At 59.3% G+C, this 17,045-nt stretch carries 15 protein-coding genes, 1 tRNA gene and 2 pseudogenes; 9 read left to right on the top strand and 9 right to left on the bottom strand.

All coding sequences use genetic code 11. From position 1 onward, the window contains the following. Positions 1-11 precede the first annotated feature (11 nt). A pseudogene (locus JZI28_RS10845) lies at positions 12-1,324 on the top strand (IS256 family transposase); the annotation flags it as partial. 33 nt (positions 1,325-1,357) lie between these two features. Further along, positions 1,358-1,984: an EAL domain-containing protein gene (locus JZI28_RS10840; RefSeq protein WP_375697585.1), complete on the top strand. Its 627-nt coding sequence runs from the start codon at positions 1,358-1,360 to the stop codon at positions 1,982-1,984. Between the two features lie 99 nt (positions 1,985-2,083). Here JZI28_RS10840 and JZI28_RS10835 read toward each other — a convergent pair. Then, positions 2,084-2,159 (bottom strand) — tRNA-Ile (locus JZI28_RS10835). A 36-nt stretch (positions 2,160-2,195) separates the two neighbouring features. Next, positions 2,196-3,131: a LysR family transcriptional regulator gene (locus JZI28_RS10830; protein ID WP_375697584.1), complete on the bottom strand. Its 936-nt coding sequence runs from the start codon at positions 3,129-3,131 to the stop codon at positions 2,196-2,198. Positions 3,132-3,248: 117 nt separating this feature from the next. On the opposite strand from JZI28_RS10830, the gene JZI28_RS10825 reads away from it, so the two are divergent. The 4 genes from JZI28_RS10825 (at position 3,249) to rnd (ending at position 7,262) form a co-directional block, all read left to right on the top strand. Further along, on the top strand, positions 3,249-4,244 hold the full coding sequence (locus JZI28_RS10825; RefSeq protein WP_375697583.1) for an MBL fold metallo-hydrolase: 996 nt from the start codon (positions 3,249-3,251) through the stop codon (positions 4,242-4,244). Positions 4,245-4,361: 117 nt separating this feature from the next. Further along, positions 4,362-5,423, top strand: coding sequence for a phosphoribosylformylglycinamidine cyclo-ligase (purM, locus tag JZI28_RS10820; protein WP_375697582.1), 1,062 nt, complete (start codon positions 4,362-4,364; stop codon positions 5,421-5,423). Positions 5,424-5,470: 47 nt separating this feature from the next. After that, the gene (purN, locus tag JZI28_RS10815; RefSeq protein WP_375700091.1) at positions 5,471-6,022 is read left to right on the top strand and encodes a phosphoribosylglycinamide formyltransferase; all 552 of its coding nucleotides are present in this window, start codon (positions 5,471-5,473) and stop codon (positions 6,020-6,022) included. A gap of 82 nt (positions 6,023-6,104) precedes the next feature. Then, a complete protein-coding gene (gene rnd, locus JZI28_RS10810; RefSeq protein ID WP_348150621.1) occupies positions 6,105-7,262 on the top strand; it encodes a ribonuclease D in 1,158 nt (385 codons plus the stop codon). Between the two features lie 184 nt (positions 7,263-7,446). Here the strand turns inward: rnd and JZI28_RS10805 are convergent, their stop codons facing one another. Further along, on the bottom strand, positions 7,447-7,965 hold the full coding sequence (locus JZI28_RS10805) for a hypothetical protein (protein WP_375697581.1): 519 nt from the start codon (positions 7,963-7,965) through the stop codon (positions 7,447-7,449). 138 nt (positions 7,966-8,103) lie between these two features. Between JZI28_RS10805 and JZI28_RS10800 the strand changes: the two genes are divergently transcribed. Next, positions 8,104-8,514: a SufE family protein gene (locus JZI28_RS10800; RefSeq protein ID WP_353401038.1), complete on the top strand. Its 411-nt coding sequence runs from the start codon at positions 8,104-8,106 to the stop codon at positions 8,512-8,514. On the opposite strand, the gene JZI28_RS10795 is transcribed toward JZI28_RS10800, so the two are convergent. Next, positions 8,511-9,245: a YafY family protein gene (locus JZI28_RS10795; RefSeq protein ID WP_348150612.1), complete on the bottom strand. Its 735-nt coding sequence runs from the start codon at positions 9,243-9,245 to the stop codon at positions 8,511-8,513. The genes JZI28_RS10800 and JZI28_RS10795 overlap by 4 nt on opposite strands. A gap of 158 nt (positions 9,246-9,403) precedes the next feature. Here JZI28_RS10795 and JZI28_RS10790 point away from each other — a divergent pair, with 158 nt between their 5' ends. Continuing rightward, complete coding sequence (locus JZI28_RS10790; protein ID WP_375697580.1) at positions 9,404-9,970, top strand: glutathione S-transferase family protein; 567 nt, start codon at positions 9,404-9,406, stop codon at positions 9,968-9,970. A gap of 97 nt (positions 9,971-10,067) precedes the next feature. Here the strand turns inward: JZI28_RS10790 and JZI28_RS10785 are convergent, their stop codons facing one another. Then, positions 10,068-10,787, bottom strand: coding sequence for a DUF1638 domain-containing protein (locus JZI28_RS10785; RefSeq protein WP_375697579.1), 720 nt, complete (start codon positions 10,785-10,787; stop codon positions 10,068-10,070). A gap of 1 nt (position 10,788) precedes the next feature. After that, complete coding sequence (locus tag JZI28_RS10780; RefSeq protein WP_295451662.1) at positions 10,789-11,487, bottom strand: corrinoid protein; 699 nt, start codon at positions 11,485-11,487, stop codon at positions 10,789-10,791. Positions 11,488-11,710: 223 nt separating this feature from the next. Between JZI28_RS10780 and JZI28_RS10775 the strand changes: the two genes are divergently transcribed. Further along, on the top strand, positions 11,711-12,790 hold the full coding sequence (locus JZI28_RS10775; RefSeq protein ID WP_375697578.1) for a PA0069 family radical SAM protein: 1,080 nt from the start codon (positions 11,711-11,713) through the stop codon (positions 12,788-12,790). Between the two features lie 101 nt (positions 12,791-12,891). Here the strand turns inward: JZI28_RS10775 and JZI28_RS10770 are convergent. The 3 genes and pseudogenes from JZI28_RS10770 to JZI28_RS10760 all read right to left on the bottom strand — a co-directional run. After that, positions 12,892-13,146, bottom strand: a pseudogene (locus tag JZI28_RS10770) (IS5/IS1182 family transposase); the annotation flags it as partial. A 417-nt stretch (positions 13,147-13,563) separates the two neighbouring features. Next, on the bottom strand, positions 13,564-14,589 hold the full coding sequence (gene bmt / locus JZI28_RS10765) for a betaine--homocysteine S-methyltransferase (RefSeq protein ID WP_295451657.1): 1,026 nt from the start codon (positions 14,587-14,589) through the stop codon (positions 13,564-13,566). A gap of 167 nt (positions 14,590-14,756) precedes the next feature. Next, positions 14,757-16,706, bottom strand: coding sequence for a phosphatidylglycerol lysyltransferase domain-containing protein (locus JZI28_RS10760; RefSeq protein WP_375697577.1), 1,950 nt, complete (start codon positions 16,704-16,706; stop codon positions 14,757-14,759). Positions 16,707-17,045 lie beyond the last annotated feature (339 nt).

Raw genomic sequence — 17,045 nt, 5'->3', positions numbered from 1 at the left:
CGTATTGTGGCGGTGTAAAAGCCAGCCAGAACCTCACAAGGAGCAATACGCCATGAAGAACGATACAGACATTCTGCCATTTCGCCAATCGGATTCGATCACAGATCCATTGACCGAGCTTGCGCGGGAAGGGGCGCGGCGCATGCTGGCGGAGGCATTGAAAGCCGAAGCTGATGCTTTTGTCGCCAGTTTCGCCGATGACCGACTGGAGGATGGCCGCCAACGGATTGTGCGGCATGGATTTGGACCAGAACGTCAGATCCAGACGGGGATTGGCGCACTGGATGTGCAGCGACCGAAGGTGCGCGACCGGAAGGCGACCCCTGATGCAGCCTCAAAAGTCCGCTTCACGTCGAACATATTGCCCAAATGGGCGCGCCGCTCGGTCAGTCTGGATGCGCTTTTGCCGGTGCTTTACCTGAAAGGTATCTCAACCGGCGATTTCCAGGAGGCGCTGTCAGCCATTTTAGGGGCTGATGCACCCAACCTGTCGCCCAGCGTACTGGCCCGCCTGACAGCGGGTTGGCAGACAGATTATGACAGCTGGGCGCAGCGAGATCTATCGGCTCGTCACTACGTCTACATCTGGGCGGATGGTGTCTATCTTCAGGCGCGGATGGAAGAAAATGCCGAGTGTATGTTGGTGATCATTGGCGCGACACCGGAGGGTAAGAAGGAACTGCTCGGCTTTCAGGTCGGCCTTCGAGAGAGCACGCAGAGCTGGCACGAGTTGCTGACTGACATCAAGAAGCGCGGACTGTCCGTCGCGCCCGAGATCGCGGTTGGCGATGGGGCCATGGGCTTCTGGAACGCGCTGGATAAGGCGTTTCCAAGCACAAAACACCAGAGATGCTGGGTACATAAGGTGAAAAATGTGCTGAACTATTTTCCCAAGCAAATGGGACCCGGCGTGAAGTCGGATCTGGACAACATTCAGCACGCCGACACCCGTGCTGCCGCAATATTTGCCTTGGATACTTTCAAAGACAAATATGGCGTGAAATACGAAAAAGGTGTGGCCTGTCTGATCAAGGACAAGGACGCGATGCTGGCATTCTTCGACTTCCCGGCCGAGCATTGGGGCCATCTGCGCACCTCGAATCCCATCGAGAGCGTCTTCGCAACGGTGCGGCATAGAACGGTGCGCACCAAAGGCGCACTCTCGCAAAAGACCGCAAAACTGATGGTCTTCACCCTCATCCAGTCCGCATCGAAAACATGGCTGCGCCTCAAAGGCAGAAATCAGTTGCCAAAAGTCATCGAAGGAATCAAATTCAACGACGGCGTCGAAGTGAAGAATGACGCCAAAAACCGCGCCGCCTGATGACGCGCGTCACCCAAATTCAAGCATAGCTCCGTGCCAATCGGTGACTGGGTTATACGCGAGGCTTGCCGACAGGCCAAAGACTGGCCGGAGCTGTCGTTTGCAGTGAATGTCTCTCCTATTCAGTTCCGGCAGGGGAATCTGGTCGCCACAGTCAAGACTGCCCTGCAGCAAGAGGGGGTCGAACCCCACCGTCTTGAGATAGAAATCACCGAAGGCGTGCTTCTCAGCCATACGGAGGCGACGATCTCCACGCTGAAGGAGTTACAGGGAATGGGGATCAGAATTGCGATGGATGACTTTGGTACTGGATATTCCAGCCTCAGCTATCTGCGCAGATTCCCGTTCGACAAGATCAAGATCGACAAGTCTTTCACCTCTGATCTTGGTGACTGTCACGATGCCGACAGTATCATCAAAGCCGTTATCAAGCTGGGCGCTTCAATGGGGATGAAATCCAATGCCGAAGGGGTGGAAACGGTAGAGCAGGCAAATCTGCTGCGGGAGCAGGGCTGTGACGAGGTACAGGGGTTCTATTTTAGTCACCCGATGCCATCTGGTTCCATCGGCGAATTGCTGGCGGACTGGGAGTGGAACAAGGTGAATGGGCCGGGTGGTCAGGACGGCCAGAACGGTCAAGACGCAAAGACGGCCGTCTAGGCCAGCTTTTGCGTCTATGCGGCCAAAGGTACAGCACTACACACGTCCTGTGTGAAATGAGCTGTTAAGTCTAAGTCACAGTGTCTTGGCAGGGGAGTGTGGTAGGCCCGGCAGGATTTGAACCCGCAACCAAAGCGTTATGAGCGCTCTGCTCTAACCGTTGAGCTACAGGCCCGCCTGGGGACGTGGTTAGAAAATGCCCGCAGGAAGGTCAAGCCATGATTGCAGTCGCCGGGCAACGTCGGGCAATGGAATCTTGTTGTAGGGCCTCAATCCGCTCCAATAGCGCCGTGACCACAACCTCGTGGCGTTTGTCATAGCTATGGCGCGAGGGGTAAACGGCATAGATGTCTTTGGGCTGGGGCTGATATGCGGGCAGAACTTCCTCAAACCGCCCCTCCAGCAAGGCCTCATCGAGAAACAGCTGTGGGGCGCGGGCATATCCGGTGTGGTTCGCCACCGCGCGGATGATCAAATCAGGGTCATCGGCGGTGAACCCCACATGGACCGGCGCCTGATACTCCACGCCGTCCAGGGTCAGCGGGAAAAAGCCGCCGGTCTGATCTTCGTGATGCTGAATGAACTTCAGCCGCTTCAGGTCTTCTGGCGCGTTGGGGCGTCCGACCTGATCCAGATAACTGGGGGTGGCAAAAAGCACGGTTTCCATCTGGGCGATCTTACGGGCGGCGCCATCGCTGTCGCCCAGCGTTCCAGAGCGGATCGCCAGATCCACATTTTCGCGCAGGACATCGACCAACCGGTCTTCCAGTTTCATCACGATATTCAGGTCGGGGTATGTCTGATTGACCTCCAGCAGCACAGGCCCCAGGATAATGCGGCCAAAAAAGGTACTGGTGTTGACCCGAAAAGTGCCGGAGAGACTCTCTTTCAGCGCGCTCAGCTCGGCGCACATCAGGTCATAGCCGGACAGTAGACCCTGGGCCTGGGTATAGACCAGCTCGCCAGGGCGAGTCGGTTTTACCCCTGTTGAGGTGCGATGCAGCAACTCATGGCCCAACAGGGTTTCGAGCTGCTTGATTTGGAGGCTCATGGCGGGCTGGCTGATGCCACGGCGCTGCGCTGCGCGGTTCAAGCTGCCTTCGTCCAGGGCGATGATAAAGCTTTCCAGCAATCCCAGTCGATCCATTTTGCTATAAGTCCTGCTTATAAGGGGGATAGGCAATTTATGCCTACATAGGCCTGTTTCGGCAAACTAAGTCGGGGGTGAGGCCAAGACTAGGTCTAAATCATATTGGAGAACCTTATGACGATCAATCGTAGAACCCTACTGGGCGCCCTTACAGCGGCGCCTGCTGCTGCCTTGGTTTCGGGTCAGGCCCTGGCTCAGGATACGGCTCAAGCCACTACACAAGCCACCGCGCCGGTGACAGGGTTGCCTCCCGTTCTGCACCAGTTTTCCATTGGGGAGGCTCGTGTGACAGTGTTGCTGGATGGGCATTTGCCCTTGGGGACGCAGCTTTTTGCCAATTTTGATGCAGAGAAAGCCAATGCAGCCCTGGCCAGGGGGTTACATCAAATGACCCCTGCGGGGCTACAGATCCCGGTGCAGGCCTATCTGGTGGAGCTTGGCGACAAAAAAATCCTGATTGATGCAGGCACCGCGGATCTGATGGGGCCAAATTTGGGCGCAATGGGCGCCGGATTGGCCGCCATGGGGGTGAACCCCAGCGAGATTTCGACGGTTTTGCTGACCCATATGCATCCGGACCACGCAGGCGGGTTGGTTGCAGCAGACGGCACGGCAGTGTTTGCAAATGCAGAGCTGGTGGTGTCACAGGTGGAATGGGAGTTCTGGCATGACGATGCCATCATGGCCTCGGTTCCGGAAAACAACCGTGGATTTTTCCAGATGGCACGCATGACGGTTGCCCCCTATCAGAACCGGCTGCGGCTTATTGCGGGCGAAGCCTCTGTTTTGTCAGGTTTCACCGCCCTGCCGTTGCCGGGGCATACCCCTGGACATACGGGCTATATGCTGGACAGTGGCGGGCAGCAGCTGTTGTTCTGGGGCGACATCATCCACAGTACTGCGCTGCAATTTGCCTATCCGGATTGGACCATCGCCTTTGACACCGACCCAGAGCTGACGGCGGCGACCCGTCACCAGATGCTGGATCGCGCCGCCGCCGATGGGCTGTTGCTGACCGGCAGCCACATCGACTTCCCGGGTCTTGGCCGGGTGCTGCGCCAGACGGAAGGCTACGCATATCAACCGGCACCGTGGCAATTTGGTCTCTGATCTCACGGCTGATTTGGCCGCGCCACCGTGCGACAGGTCGCGCACGGTGGATTCCCTTGTTTCTTTCCGGTGAGCCTTGCGATAAAGGCTGCGCAACCAGTTTTAAGGAGCCAAGAGATGACCAGCGGCAAGAACGGTTTGACCTATGCGGATGCAGGTGTGGATATTGACGCGGGCAATGCCCTGGTGGATCGCATCAAGCCCGCCGCCAAGCGCACCAATCGCTCCGGCGTGATGAGCGGCCTTGGTGGCTTTGGCGCGCTGTTTGACCTCAAGGATGCGGGCTATAGCGATCCCATCCTGGTTGGTGCCACTGATGGGGTCGGCACCAAACTGCGTATCGCCATCGACACCGGTGTGGTCGACGGCGTCGGCATTGATCTGGTCGCCATGTGTGTCAACGATCTGGTTTGTCAGGGCGCTGAACCACTGTTTTTCCTAGACTATTTTGCCACCGGCAAGCTGGAAACAGAAACCGCTGCGCGGATCATCGAAGGCATCGCCGAGGGCTGTGTGCGCTCTGGCTGCGCGCTGATTGGCGGTGAAACCGCTGAAATGCCGGGCATGTATCCCGAGGGAGATTTTGATCTCGCGGGCTTTGCCGTGGGCGCGATGGAGCGCGGCACCGCCTTGCCTGCGGGCGTGGTGGAGGGCGACGTGCTCTTGGGGCTGGCCTCGGATGGGGTGCATTCCAATGGCTATTCGCTGGTGCGCAAGATTGTTGAATTGTCCGGCCTGGGCTGGGAGGCGGATTCGCCCTTTAGCGACGGCACCCTGGGCGAGGCGCTGCTGACGCCGACGCGTTTGTATGTGAAACAAAGCCTGGCCGCAGTGCGGGCAGGGGGGGTGCACGCGCTGGCCCATATCACCGGCGGTGGTCTCACTGAAAACCTGCCACGGGTGCTGCCCGAAGATCTGGGCGCCGATATCGACCTGGACAGCTGGGAGCTGCCCGGTGTGTTCAAATGGATGGCCGAGGTAGGCGGTATCGCTGAGGCTGAGATGCTAAAGACCTTTAACTGCGGCATTGGCATGATCCTGTCGGTTTCCGCGGATCGCGCCGATGAGCTGGTCGATATTCTGCAGGACGAAGGCGAAACCGTCAGCCGCCTTGGCACAGTGACGGCTGGTGCTGGCATGCGCTACACAGGAAAGCTGCACACGGGCAAGCTGCTGTGAGCGACAAGAAAAAGGTGGCCATTCTGGTCTCGGGCGGCGGCTCCAACATGGTGGCGCTGATCGAGAGCATGACGGGCGACCATCCGGCCCGCCCCTGTCTGGTAATGTCAAACGACGCCGAGGCTGGCGGGCTGAAAAAGGCCGCCGCTGCGGGCATTGCCACGGCGGCGGTGGACCACCGCCCGTTCAAGGGCGATCGCGCCGCCTTTGAGGCTGAGCTGGTAAAGCCCATTCTTGAGGCTGGCGCAGATATTGTTTGCCTGGCCGGGTTCATGCGGGTTCTGACCGCGGGCTTTGTGGCACATTTTCAGGGCCGCATGCTGAATATTCACCCGTCCTTGCTACCCAAATACAAGGGCCTGCACACCCATGCGCGCGCCCTGGAAGCGGGCGATGCAGAGCATGGTTGCACGGTGCACGAGGTCACCCCGGCGCTGGATGACGGGCCCATTTTGGGCCAGGCGCGGGTGCCTGTCTTGCCCGGAGATACCCCCGAGGATCTGGCGGCGCGGGTGCTGGTGCAGGAGCATCGACTCTACCCGGCGGTACTGCGACGCTTTGCGGCGGGGGACCGTAGCCCGGTGCTGCTGCAGGGCTGATCTGGCGGTTTGCATTGTTGGCATCAAAGGCGTATCACCATGGCCATTCCTTTGGACCAGAACACCAGAAAAGTCGTGATATATGAAAACTCTGACCACCACCGACGAGCTGCAGGCCTTTTGTGAAGAGGCGGCAAACTATCCCTACGTGACGGTGGATACCGAGTTTCTGCGCGAACGCACTTATTACTCCAAGCTTTGCCTGATCCAGATTGCCTTTTCCGGTGACGGGGAAAACGATGCAGTGTTGGTCGACCCACTGTCCGACGGTCTGTCGCTGGAGCCGCTTTATACGCTGTTTCGCGATGAATCTGTGGTCAAGGTGTTCCACGCTGCCCGGCAAGATCTGGAGATTTTCTGGGTCGATGCCAGTGTTTTTCCCAAGCCGCTGTTTGATACCCAGGTTGCGGCCATGGTTTGCGGTTTTGGCGATCAGGTCGGCTATGAAACTCTGGTGCGCAAGATCGTCAAGGAAGGCGTCGACAAAAGCTCGCGCTTTACCGATTGGTCGCGGCGCCCTTTGAGCGAAGCCCAGCAGACCTATGCGCTGGCGGATGTGACCCATTTGCGGCGGGTTTATGAATTTCTCGCCGCCGATCTGGAGCGCAGCGGCCGCTCGCACTGGGTTGCCGAAGAATTGCAGGTGCTGACCGATCCTGCGACCTATGACATCCAGCCACAAGAGGCCTGGCGCCGGGTCAAAACCCGCACCTCCTCGGGTAAGTTCCTGGCTGTGGTGCGGGAACTGGCGGCCTTTCGTGAAGACTACGCCCAAACTAACAATGTTCCGCGCAACCGGGTGTTCAAGGATGACGCACTGGTTGAGCTGGCCTCGACCAAGCCACGCACCGGTGCCGATTTGGGCGGTTCCCGCCTGTTGCTGCGTGAGGCCCGCAAAGGGGCCATTGCCGAAGGTATTTTGCAGGCTGTCGCCAAGGGCATTAACTGCCCGGCTGACAAACACCCCAGGGCAGATCGCAGCCGGGAAAAGATGCAGGTAAACCCGGCGCTGTCGGATCTGCTGCGGGTCTTGCTGAAGGCCAAGACCGAATCCGCCGGCGTCGCCGCCAAGCTGATTGCCCCCAGCGCCGACCTGGATGCCATCGCCGCAGGGGAGCGCGACGTTGCCGCCCTGACGGGCTGGCGGCATGAGGTCTTTGGCGAGGATGCCCTGCGCCTGTGCAATGGCGAAATTGCCCTGGCTGCCAAGGGGCAATCGGTGAAAGTGGTGGCGCTGTAGTCTCTGGCGTCCTGCGCTCTTTCTTGGGGCGCGCGGGGGCCTTATCGCAGGGGGGGCTGCTGGTTGGCTTTCTTGCTGAATGGCCCTGCAGCTGGAAATAATAAAGCCCGGAGTATTATACCTCCGGGCTTCTTCAATACGGTGCTTTGCTAAACAGCCGCTTGTTCTAAGCGAGCTTGGCAGTTCAGCGGCGGCGGGTTTCGCGGGCGTTTTCGGCACCGCTGACCCGGATTGTGCGAATGCCACGCAGGTCTTGTGTTGAAACGGTCACCGCTGCCTGAATGGTGCGGCTGTGCTCGCTTCCCGCCGGGGTTGGGTCCACAGGGTACAAAACGTGCAGGGTGTATTCCAGCGTGTTATCCGCAGCATCGGCAACCGGCCGCAACTCCACCTCATAGGCCCCCTGTCGAGAGGCAATGCCACTGGCATAGATGATCGCGCCGTTGGGAGTCGGTTCCACCCGCAACGCGCTGATTTTGGCCACGGGCACACTCAAATCTTCTTTTTCAGCGCGGGCAAAGATGCTCTTGCGCCCTTCCTCGGCAAGCAGGGGATTGGTGGGTTCGCTTTCGGTGGCCACAGCAACGGGTGCGGACCGTGATTTGCCGAACCAGTTTCCTGGATTAATACGTGACTCACGCCAGCCGCCACAGCCCGAAAGTATCAGCGTGCCCGCCAAGATGAGTGCCAAGGATTTACGCATGTCGTCCCGCCCGTCTTTTAAGTCTGGTTGATTGTGGTTACCCGATTGCGCGGCGCTTGAAAAGCTGTTGAAAAGCATGGACAGGCGGCTTAGGTGCTGCATTGCTGATTTCCGTCACAAACGAGGGGACGCCCGGACATGGCCAGCGCCGCATTTGAAGAGATTGTCGAAGATTTTGAATTCCTGGAAGACTGGGAAGATCGCTATCGCCATGTGATCGAACAGGGCAAGGCAATGGAGCCTTTGGAAGAAGCACTGAAGGTGCCTGCCACCAAGGTCGACGGCTGTGCCAGTCAGGTCTGGCTGCATCCAACAATCAGTGACGGACGGTTTCATTTTGACGGCGAAAGCGATGCGCTGATTGTACGCGGTTTGATTGCGGTGCTGCGCAGCCTCTATAATGGCCTCACCCTGGCTGAAGTGGTGGCGGTGGATGCCCGGGCCGAGCTGGAGCGTTTGGGTCTGAACGAACATCTGTCGGCGCAGCGCTCCAATGGGGTGCGGGCAATGATCGAGCGCATTCGCGACACGGCGGCGGCACAGCTCTAACGCGGCGGGGTCTTGTCTGGATCGCAAGTGAGGGCCTGCCTGGTTTTGCCGCGCGCTTGCAGCTGCGCAATATAGTCTCGCAGCAGCGATACCCGACGGGGGCGAAAGCTTTCGCCGGTTTTGGCATAGCCATCAATGCGGGTAACATGAAACATGCGAAAATCCGCGCGTTTGCAGCACCAGGCCAGCAACATCACCGCATGGTCATGGTAGGACAGGGCAAGCGGATAGATGCGCCGTCGGGTCTGGGCGTCTTTTAGATCCCGGTAGCCAATTTCCAGCGCCTCTTCGGCCCACATGGCCTCGCGCAGCAGCGTCATGTCGATGGTGGGGGTTTGCGGCGCCGTAAAGCGATGCGCCAGATTGACCGCATGCATTGCCTGGCGCTGCTGCCGTTCGGGCAGGGTCGCCAGAATTTTCACCAGCGCATCACTGGCGGCCTGCGCCAGATCGCTGTCACCACGCTGCCCCACCTCCGCCAGACCCAGCGTCAGCGCTTCGATTTCGATTTGGGTAAAGGTCTGCGGCGGCAGGGCGGGGTCCTCGACCATGGTGTAGCCCAGGCCTGCTTCGCCCTCGATCCTGGCACCAGCGGCGCGCAGGCTGTCGATGTCGCGATAGATCGTGCGCTCTGAGACCTCCATCGCGGCAGCCAGCCGGGCGGCGGTCACCGGCGGCGTGAGCCCTCGGATAAGATGCAGCAGACGAAACAGACGATCAGATTTGGCCATGGGGTAAGCTAAGCAATCGCTCCTGACAGAATTTGGCAGGAGGATAGCGCCATATAGCCCGCATCGACAACCAAAACCTGAAAGGTTCTTTTCTGATGCCAAAGTTATATCATTCTCCCAACACCCGTTCTTCCCGTGTCATCTCCCAGCTTATGCTGATGGGAAAGCTCGACTCGGTGGAGGTTATCTGCGTCGATATTGTCAAAAATGATGGCACGGGACGGCGGGACCCGATGAATGCCCACCCCGAAGGCAAGGTGCCGTATCTGATCACCGATGAGGGCGAGACCATTCGCGAGAGTGGCGCCATCATGATGTATCTGGATGAGCTGTTTGGCCAACCCTTGAGCCCCAAGATCGGCGCTCCGGGGCGGGGCAGCTACCTGAGCTGGATGTGTTACTATGGCGGAGTGCTGGAGCCTGCGCTGGTGGCGCAGTTTGCTGAGGTGAACCACCCGGCGCTGGTGGGGACATTTCGCACCCTGACCGAGGTCGGGGCGCAGCTGGAAACGGGGTTGCGGGACGGCCCGTTTCTGCTGGGCAATGACCTGACCGTGGCCGATCTCATCATGGCCTCAGCCTTTCTTTGGGCGCCGCATTTGATGCCCGACAGTACTGTGGTGAAAGCCTGGGTGGCCCGGGTGGCAGCGGCGCAGGACAGCACCGCGATGGAGGCGTTTGAAGCAGAGGCGATACAAAGCCTGGAGGTCAAAGCCTCAGCCTAACCCGCCTGAACCGGGACCTGGGCCGGGGGCCTGTACCTGCACCTGAACCAGGGCCTGCACCTGCACCTGGGCCTGAGGGAGGGGGAAATCCCTTCCCTCAGGCTTTGGACTTGCCCCAGTGCAGCACCGCGTCTTGCAGCTCGCCATAGCCTGTGTGCCGGTGTTCAAAGGCCAGCCCCATGCGGGTAGCGCAGTCTTGCGCCTTTGCCAGCAGCGCCGGATCGCTGAGCTGCGACTGGTAGACCAGCTTGGTGTAGTTGCCGAAAATCATGTCGCGCAGCTCGGGGTTCTTGTCCAGCCCCATGGGTTTCCAGATGAAGGCATCAAACTGTTTCACCAGAAAATCCGTGAGATAGAATGCGGTGATTTCGCCAGCCTCGGTATGTTGTGCAAACTGTTCGTTGCCCTCAAAGAAGGAATAGCAATGGGGCCCGGGCACCATCTCCACGCCCAGCTCGTCGCATTTTTGCTTGAGCTCTCCACCGGTGCCGCAATCTGCATAGACAACACAGATCTTGTCGTAGGTACCGCGATGTTTCAAAACCGCGCCTTCAACCGCAATGGTGATCTGATCGGGGTAAAGATGCAATTTGGCGGGCAGGCAGGTGAGGTCGATGTGATCCAGCCCGTTGATGTCGGTGATGGCGAGGATTTCGCGCGCCAGGGCGCCGCAGGCGATCAGCAGGATACGGCCGTGTTTCTTTTCAGGGGCAGCGAGACCCTGTTCTGTGAGGGAGCTTTCCTCGAGCGTGCGCCCTGTGGGGGGGCGAAATGCAGCCCGCTCGGTTAAGCGGACTGCACGTCCTTTGCGTGCCAAATCAGGCGCTCATCTGGTTGTGCTTGCGCGCAACAAAGTCCTTGGCCATTTCCACTGCAACGGCGGCATCCCGGCAATAGCCGTCAGCGCCGATGGCCTTGCCAAATTCTTCGTTCAGCGGCGCTCCGCCAACCAGAACAACATAGTCATCGCGCTTGCCTTGTTCGATCATCGTGTCGATCACCACTTTCATGTAGGGCATGGTGGTGGTCAGCAGGGCGGACATGCCCAGGATGTCGGGGTTATGCTCTTCCAGCGCTTCCAGGTAGTTTTCGACCGGGTTGTTGATGCCCAGGTCGACCACCTCAAAACCAGCGCCTTCCATCATCATCGAGACAAGGTTTTTGCCGATGTCGTGGATGTCGCCTTTGACGGTGCCAATCACCATCGAGCCCATACGTGGCGCGCCAGTTGCCGCCAGCAGAGGTTTCAGGATCGCCATGCCGCCCTTCATCGCGTTTGCCGCCAGCAGAACTTCTGGAACAAACAGGATGCCATCGCGGAAGTCGGCGCCAACAATGGTCATGCCGCCAACCAGCGCTTCTGTCAGCACCTTATAGGGCTCCCAGTCGCGCGACAGAAGGATCTGAACACCTTCTTCGATTTCTTCCTTCATACCGTCATAAAGGTCATCAAACATCTGTTGGACAAGTTCTTCGTCGTCCAGTTCCGCCAGGATGATTTCTTCTTCTTCTGACATGCGCCTATTCCTTGAGTGGGCGGGGAGTCCCCGGCGTGGCATCGTTGTGCCGACTATTGGGCCATATTGCCGCGTCGAGACTGCATTATTTGCGACATTGCCATTGTCTGGACCGACCTATAGGGCCAAAATATACAGATTGATAATGAAGAATTCGCAAGGAAATCTTCGATTTTGCGGGTTTGTTCTTCATTTGTTCCAAAATCACTGCCACAATGGGTGAATGGAACAGATGATTCACTCCCCCGCGCTGCGTCGCAAAGCCCGCGCCAGCCTCAGCAATGCGTCAAGCCGCTTTGATTTGGGCCGCGAGTCCGTTGACGATGGCTGGGAACAAGAGCAGCCGCCTGGGGTGATTCCCACCGAGATTCGGCTCGAACAGGTCCGCAGCGCCATTTCATACAACCGCTCACCGGATCTGCCCTTTGATCGCTCGGTCAATCCGTACCGGGGCTGTGAACATGGCTGCATCTATTGTTTTGCCCGCCCCAGTCACGCCTATCTTGGCCTGTCGCCGGGGTTGGATTTTGAAACCCGTCTGATTGCCCGTCCCAATGTGGCGCAGGTGCTGCGACAGGAGCTGTCAAAGCCGCGCTACAAGGTGGCAACCCTGGCCATGGGCACCAATACCGACCCCTACCAGCCTTGCGAGCGTGACCACGGCCTGGCGCGGGCCTGCCTGGAGGTGCTGCGGGACTTCAACCATCCGATTGCCATTGTCACCAAGGGCAGTCTGATAGAGCGCGATCTTGATATTCTGTCGGATATGGCAACCAAGGGCCTGGTGCGGGTCGGGATCTCTGTCACCACCCTGGACCCGGAGCTGTCGCGGCGGATGGAGCCGCGTGCACCGACACCTGCGCGCAGGCTGGCGGTGATCAACCGTCTGTCTGATGCAGGCGTGCCGGTTCGTCTGATGGCCTCACCGGTGGTGCCGGGGCTGACGGATCACGAGCTGGAGGCCCTCTTGGCTGCTGGTGCTTCTGCGGGCGCGGATGCGGCCAGCTGGATCATGCTGCGGTTGCCGCGCGAAGTGTCGGAGCTGTGGCAGGGCTGGCTGGCGGAACATGAACCCGGTCGTGCGGCAAAGGTGATGGCACGGCTGCGAGAAATGCATGGCGGGCGTGACTATGATCCGCGCTGGGGGCAACGTATGCGCGGCGAGGGGGAATACGCCGCCATGATCGGGCGCCGTTTCAATGCAGCCTGTCGGCGGTTGGGGCTTGCGGAGCGTCAGCCAGATCTCACAACGGATCTGTTTGAACGGCCTCCCCAACCGGGGGATCAGCTCGGGCTGTTTTGATTTGTCTTTAGCTGTGCCGATGGCGCTTTCGTGGGCGGAAGTGGCTTTGTTGCGCAAATCCTCTGAAGGACAGCCTCCCCCTTTCCCGGACGGAGTTAGAGTTATCCTGCGGGCTCTGTTACAGGTTTGCCAAGAGCGGTGTAGCGGTTCAATACGGCGATCCGGATTTGGATCTCAGCGACCTGTCGGTCGAAGTCTCGGGCCATCAAGGATTGGCCCAATTGCTTCACACAGTGCATATTGGTCTCGACGCGGCTCCTGCGGTGATACCCGCTCCATCGCTTCCAAATGGTTCGACCGAGGTAGCGCGAGGCATCCACTGCATCGTTCCGAGCGATGGCTCCGGCTGTGGTGGGTTACTGAAACTCTGTTGTCGCCCGGGCTTACTATTCGGCGGCGGAACCCAGACCATCTCGGGGGCGAACCAAATGGACATCGATCCGCGCTGCTTCAACGCCGTGTTATACGACGGCCAGATCTTGGTCTTGTATTTTGTGGGTGACCAACTGCTCATTCCCGCCAGCTATCATGCTGGATTCACGCAGTGAATCCCTGAAGCGATTTGTGCAACAAAGCCTCTGGGGGGGGCAGAAAAGGATGCGTCTGCTGCTTTGTCAGCCCCACATCCAACGCTGTCACTGTCGCCAAATTGGCAGGTCGTGTCGCGACACGCGCGGGTATTTCACAGGCCTGGATCCGGCGGGAAAAGTCGCTTTGGCGGTATCGTTGCCACCAGAAGCGATGGCAACGATGTCGAATTTCATTTTAAGGCTTTAGCTGCGACGGCGGCTTCCGCGACGGGAGCGGCGTTCGCTGGCGGCCTTTTCCTCTTCACCAGTGCCATCGCTGGCAGAGGTAAAGGGACCTAGCACCTCGACAATTTTCTCCAGGCTTGGGCGGTCTCCACGGGGGCGGGTGTCCAGGGCCTGGCGCATGGCCCGCAGGTGTTCCGGCATGGTGCCACAGCAGCCACCGATGATTTTAGCACCAGAATCCCGCGCCATGACGGCATACTCGCCCATCAGTTCGGGGGTGCCATCGTAGTGGATGTGCCCATCAACGTATTTTGGAATACCGGCATTGCCCTTGGAAATAATCGGTCGTTCCGTGCCCTGTGCGGCAAAGCCCAGCACGGTGCGCAGGATATCTGACGACCCGGTGCCGCAGTTGGCGCCAAAGGCCAGCGGTGGATTGGGCAGATCCTCAACCAGCTGCGCCAGATCGGCAGAGGTGACGCCCATCATGGTGCGCCCGGCGGTGTCAAAGCTCATGGTGCCACACCAGGGCATATCTGCCAGGGCAAAGGCCTCGGCGGCGGCGCGAAATTCTTCGGGGGCTGAAATGGTCTCAACCCAGAGCACGTCAACACCGCCTTCTTTCAGGGCTTCGGCTTGCTCGTGGAACATTTCGACAGCCAGTTCGTGGCTCAACTCACCCACAGGCAACATGATTTCACCAGTGGGGCCAACCGAGCCTGCAACAGCGATCTTGCGATTGGCCTTATCGGCAACTTCGCGACCCAGTTCTGCAGCGGCGCGGTTGAGCTCCCGCACTCGCCCCTGAGCGTCGTGCAGTTTCAAACGGGCAGCGGTGCCACCAAAGCTGTTGGTCAGGAACAGGTCACTGCCTGCATCCACCGAGCCCTGGTACAGCGCCATGATCTTTTTGGGTTCATCCGTATTCCACAGCTCAGGCGCATCCCCGGACTGCAACCCCATGTTAAAGAGATTGGTGCCCGTGGCGCCATCGGCCAGAAGGACGTCTTTTTCCATTAGGAATTCGGCAAAAAAATTGGTCATCGGTATGTCCTGTAAAAGGAGAGGCAAGTGTCGGCTGTTCTTCGGTCTGCTTGGCTGTCGGTTGCACTATTTGTCACAGATCTACGCCAGAAACCATAGGCCGCCAAGGATTAGACGTGCTGTGTCATGGCAGAGCCGGGAGCGCAAATGCATAATCCTCAACTAGATCATGAGGCACGCGCAGCAGAATGCGCTGATCCTGGCTGACCCTCCTGTGCGCTCCGCCAGGCTAGTGCTTCGGCGTCTCGGTCTGTGCCCGGGTTGCCGTTTTGCCTGCGCAGCAGCGCCAGGCTGGCGGGGTGAACCGGGCCAGGGCGATGGATCAGGCGGAAAAGTTCAAATCCGGCGATTGCCATATCAGCCCAGGTTGGGCAGGCCATGTAGCGGGGCTGCCAGTCCGGTGCAAAGCAGGCTTTGAACCTGCGCAGGCCCTGGTCCATGCGGGGGGCTAAGCGGTGATCGGGGACGGCTGCCAGTGACAGGCGCGGAATCTCGTCTTCCCGTGCGGCAGCAATGGCTGCACGCAGCATGATATGGCCCGTCCCATCGGGGGCATTTGGGCAGATGCGGATCAGATCAAGGCACCATTCTGTTTCAGCAGTGTGCAGGCTGACAAAACCGATAATGCGCTCCTCCTGCCACGCGAGAAAGACCCGCTGCATGGTCAGGTAATTGGCCTCAAACCGGCCCATGGTGGTGCCATGGGCACTGCCGTGGCGATCCTGCCAGACTTGATCCAGGGCTGCCATTTGGTCCAAAGGCAGGTTGGGTGGTGCGGGGCGGACGCTAATGCCGGCTTTTTCCGCATGGCGCAGTTTGCGCCGCAATTGGCGATGGTTGGATCCGGATTCGCTGAAATGTATCGGCGAGACCACGGCTTCGGCGGCGATCCGCAACACCGCCCAGCCGGCTTGCCGCGCCGCCAAGGCGTTGCGGGCTGAACATTTGTAAAAACAGGGTGCCGTATTGCGCTGACGTGCATATCGCTGCAACGGCGTGAGAGTTTCTTTGAGATTGCCGATCATCGGGTCAAACAGCGCCACAGAGATTTGCGGACTGTCCAACAGTGCCAGCTGGTTAAACCCAAAGGCCTGAATATGGCCGCCATTTTGGCGGATTACGCCACTTTCTGCCCGCAGCCGGTGGTGGGGCAGGGTCTCGGCTGAGCGTTGCTGTGCCCCCAACAGATCCGGATCCGTGAGCGGCGCGCGGGTGGATTTGAGCCGCTCTGGAACAACCATCACGACGCAGGCAATGGCTGCGGGCAGGGCGTAGTAGACCAGCCGAAACGCCAGCAGTGCAGCGAGCAGGCCAGCGCTGTCATGTGCGGGCAGTAGGGAAAAGACCATCAGTTCCAAAGGGCCAGTGCCGCCAGGCGCAGAGGACAGGATCGCGGCGCCCAGGGCGATGGCATAGACCACCAGCAAAGTGGCCCAAGAAATGTCAAGCGAGGCGGGCAGCAACATCCAGAGTGCCGTGCCAGCGGCCGTGACATCAATGAGCGCCCAGACCAAAAGCGCCGCCATGGACGTCAGCGAGGGCCAACGCAATGACACAGACCCGAGGTCTAGTCGGGGGGCCACAAAGCTGAGCAGACTGGCGGCGAGGGCGGCGGTGATCAGCAGGGCGCCTATGGGGGGGAACCAGGCAAAGACCGGAAACAGGACCATGGCAATGCCGCAAATCACTGTCAGTGCGGCCAGAAAAGTCAGCCCGACAAGGCCAGTCAGCTGCGCCGCCTGCACCGCGGTCAATCCCGGCACCAATCGCCAGCGGGCGTAGGCCCCGGTCAGCAACCCAAAGCCGACCAATTGCGAAAAGGCAATCGCGGCCATCCCGGCGCGGCGCGCCTGTGGACCATCCAGGCCAGTTTGCAGATGCCGGTGGGCCACGGAATCATAGCGCCCCAAGGCCCAAAAACTGACTGTTGTTGCACCACAGGCCGCCAGCCATTGCCACATTTGTAACCCGCCAAGCAGACCGCCGAGATCCGCAAGGGAGGGCAGCTCAATGCGGGTGAAAATCGCCCAAAGGCAGAGGCCTGCCATCGCAAAGGGCACTGTCATGCGCAGGACGTGAAGAGGCAGTCCTGCCGAGGGGGATTTGAGGCTCTGCATTTTGGTCTTTCTGCGAGGCCCGGAAGGGGCAGAAAAGCCAATTTAACAAGCTCAGGTTTGTGTGACGTTAACTGCGCTTGCCCAGAGGCACCTGTTTTATCAAACGCAGCGGCCCTATAGGGGCAGCATATTCTGGCGGGGCTTTGCTGGTTTTTAATCAAGCGGGGCTGGAAACGTCTTGGTGAGAACCCCTTTGGGGGTGGTCAAAACCGCTGGCGTTTTACGCGCGATCTGCTGTCGCCGCGGGTTTGCCTGCGACAATAGATGTAAAACCGGGTCTATTCGACTGGTTTGCGCCACCATACTTGCAGCATTTCACCCCTTGCCCTATGAGAGCGG

The sequence above is a fragment of the Pseudophaeobacter sp. TrK17 genome, assembly GCF_042192375.1.
GTDB lineage: Bacteria > Pseudomonadota > Alphaproteobacteria > Rhodobacterales > Rhodobacteraceae > Pseudophaeobacter.
Note: the sequence above shows the minus strand (reverse complement) of the source record. Positions and strands in the feature narration are given on the sequence as shown.

Bases quoted from the DNA above. Each gene is read 5' to 3' on its own strand.
- JZI28_RS10830 (WP_375697584.1), bottom strand. From the start codon at position 3,131: ATGGATCGACTGGGATTGCTGGAAAGCTTTATCATCGCCCTGGACGAA.
- JZI28_RS10825 (WP_375697583.1), top strand. From the start codon at position 3,249: ATGACGATCAATCGTAGAACCCTACTGGGCGCCCTTACAGCGGCGCCT.
- purM (WP_375697582.1), top strand. From the start codon at position 4,362: ATGACCAGCGGCAAGAACGGTTTGACCTATGCGGATGCAGGTGTGGAT.
- purN (WP_375700091.1), top strand. From the start codon at position 5,471: ATGGTGGCGCTGATCGAGAGCATGACGGGCGACCATCCGGCCCGCCCC.
- rnd (WP_348150621.1), top strand. From the start codon at position 6,105: ATGAAAACTCTGACCACCACCGACGAGCTGCAGGCCTTTTGTGAAGAG.
- JZI28_RS10805 (WP_375697581.1), bottom strand. From the start codon at position 7,965: ATGCGTAAATCCTTGGCACTCATCTTGGCGGGCACGCTGATACTTTCG.
- JZI28_RS10800 (WP_353401038.1), top strand. From the start codon at position 8,104: ATGGCCAGCGCCGCATTTGAAGAGATTGTCGAAGATTTTGAATTCCTG.
- JZI28_RS10795 (WP_348150612.1), bottom strand. From the start codon at position 9,245: ATGGCCAAATCTGATCGTCTGTTTCGTCTGCTGCATCTTATCCGAGGG.
- JZI28_RS10790 (WP_375697580.1), top strand. From the start codon at position 9,404: ATGGGAAAGCTCGACTCGGTGGAGGTTATCTGCGTCGATATTGTCAAA.
- JZI28_RS10780 (WP_295451662.1), bottom strand. From the start codon at position 11,487: ATGTCAGAAGAAGAAGAAATCATCCTGGCGGAACTGGACGACGAAGAA.
- JZI28_RS10775 (WP_375697578.1), top strand. From the start codon at position 11,711: ATGGAACAGATGATTCACTCCCCCGCGCTGCGTCGCAAAGCCCGCGCC.
- bmt (WP_295451657.1), bottom strand. From the start codon at position 14,589: ATGACCAATTTTTTTGCCGAATTCCTAATGGAAAAAGACGTCCTTCTG.
- JZI28_RS10760 (WP_375697577.1), bottom strand. From the start codon at position 16,706: ATGCAGAGCCTCAAATCCCCCTCGGCAGGACTGCCTCTTCACGTCCTG.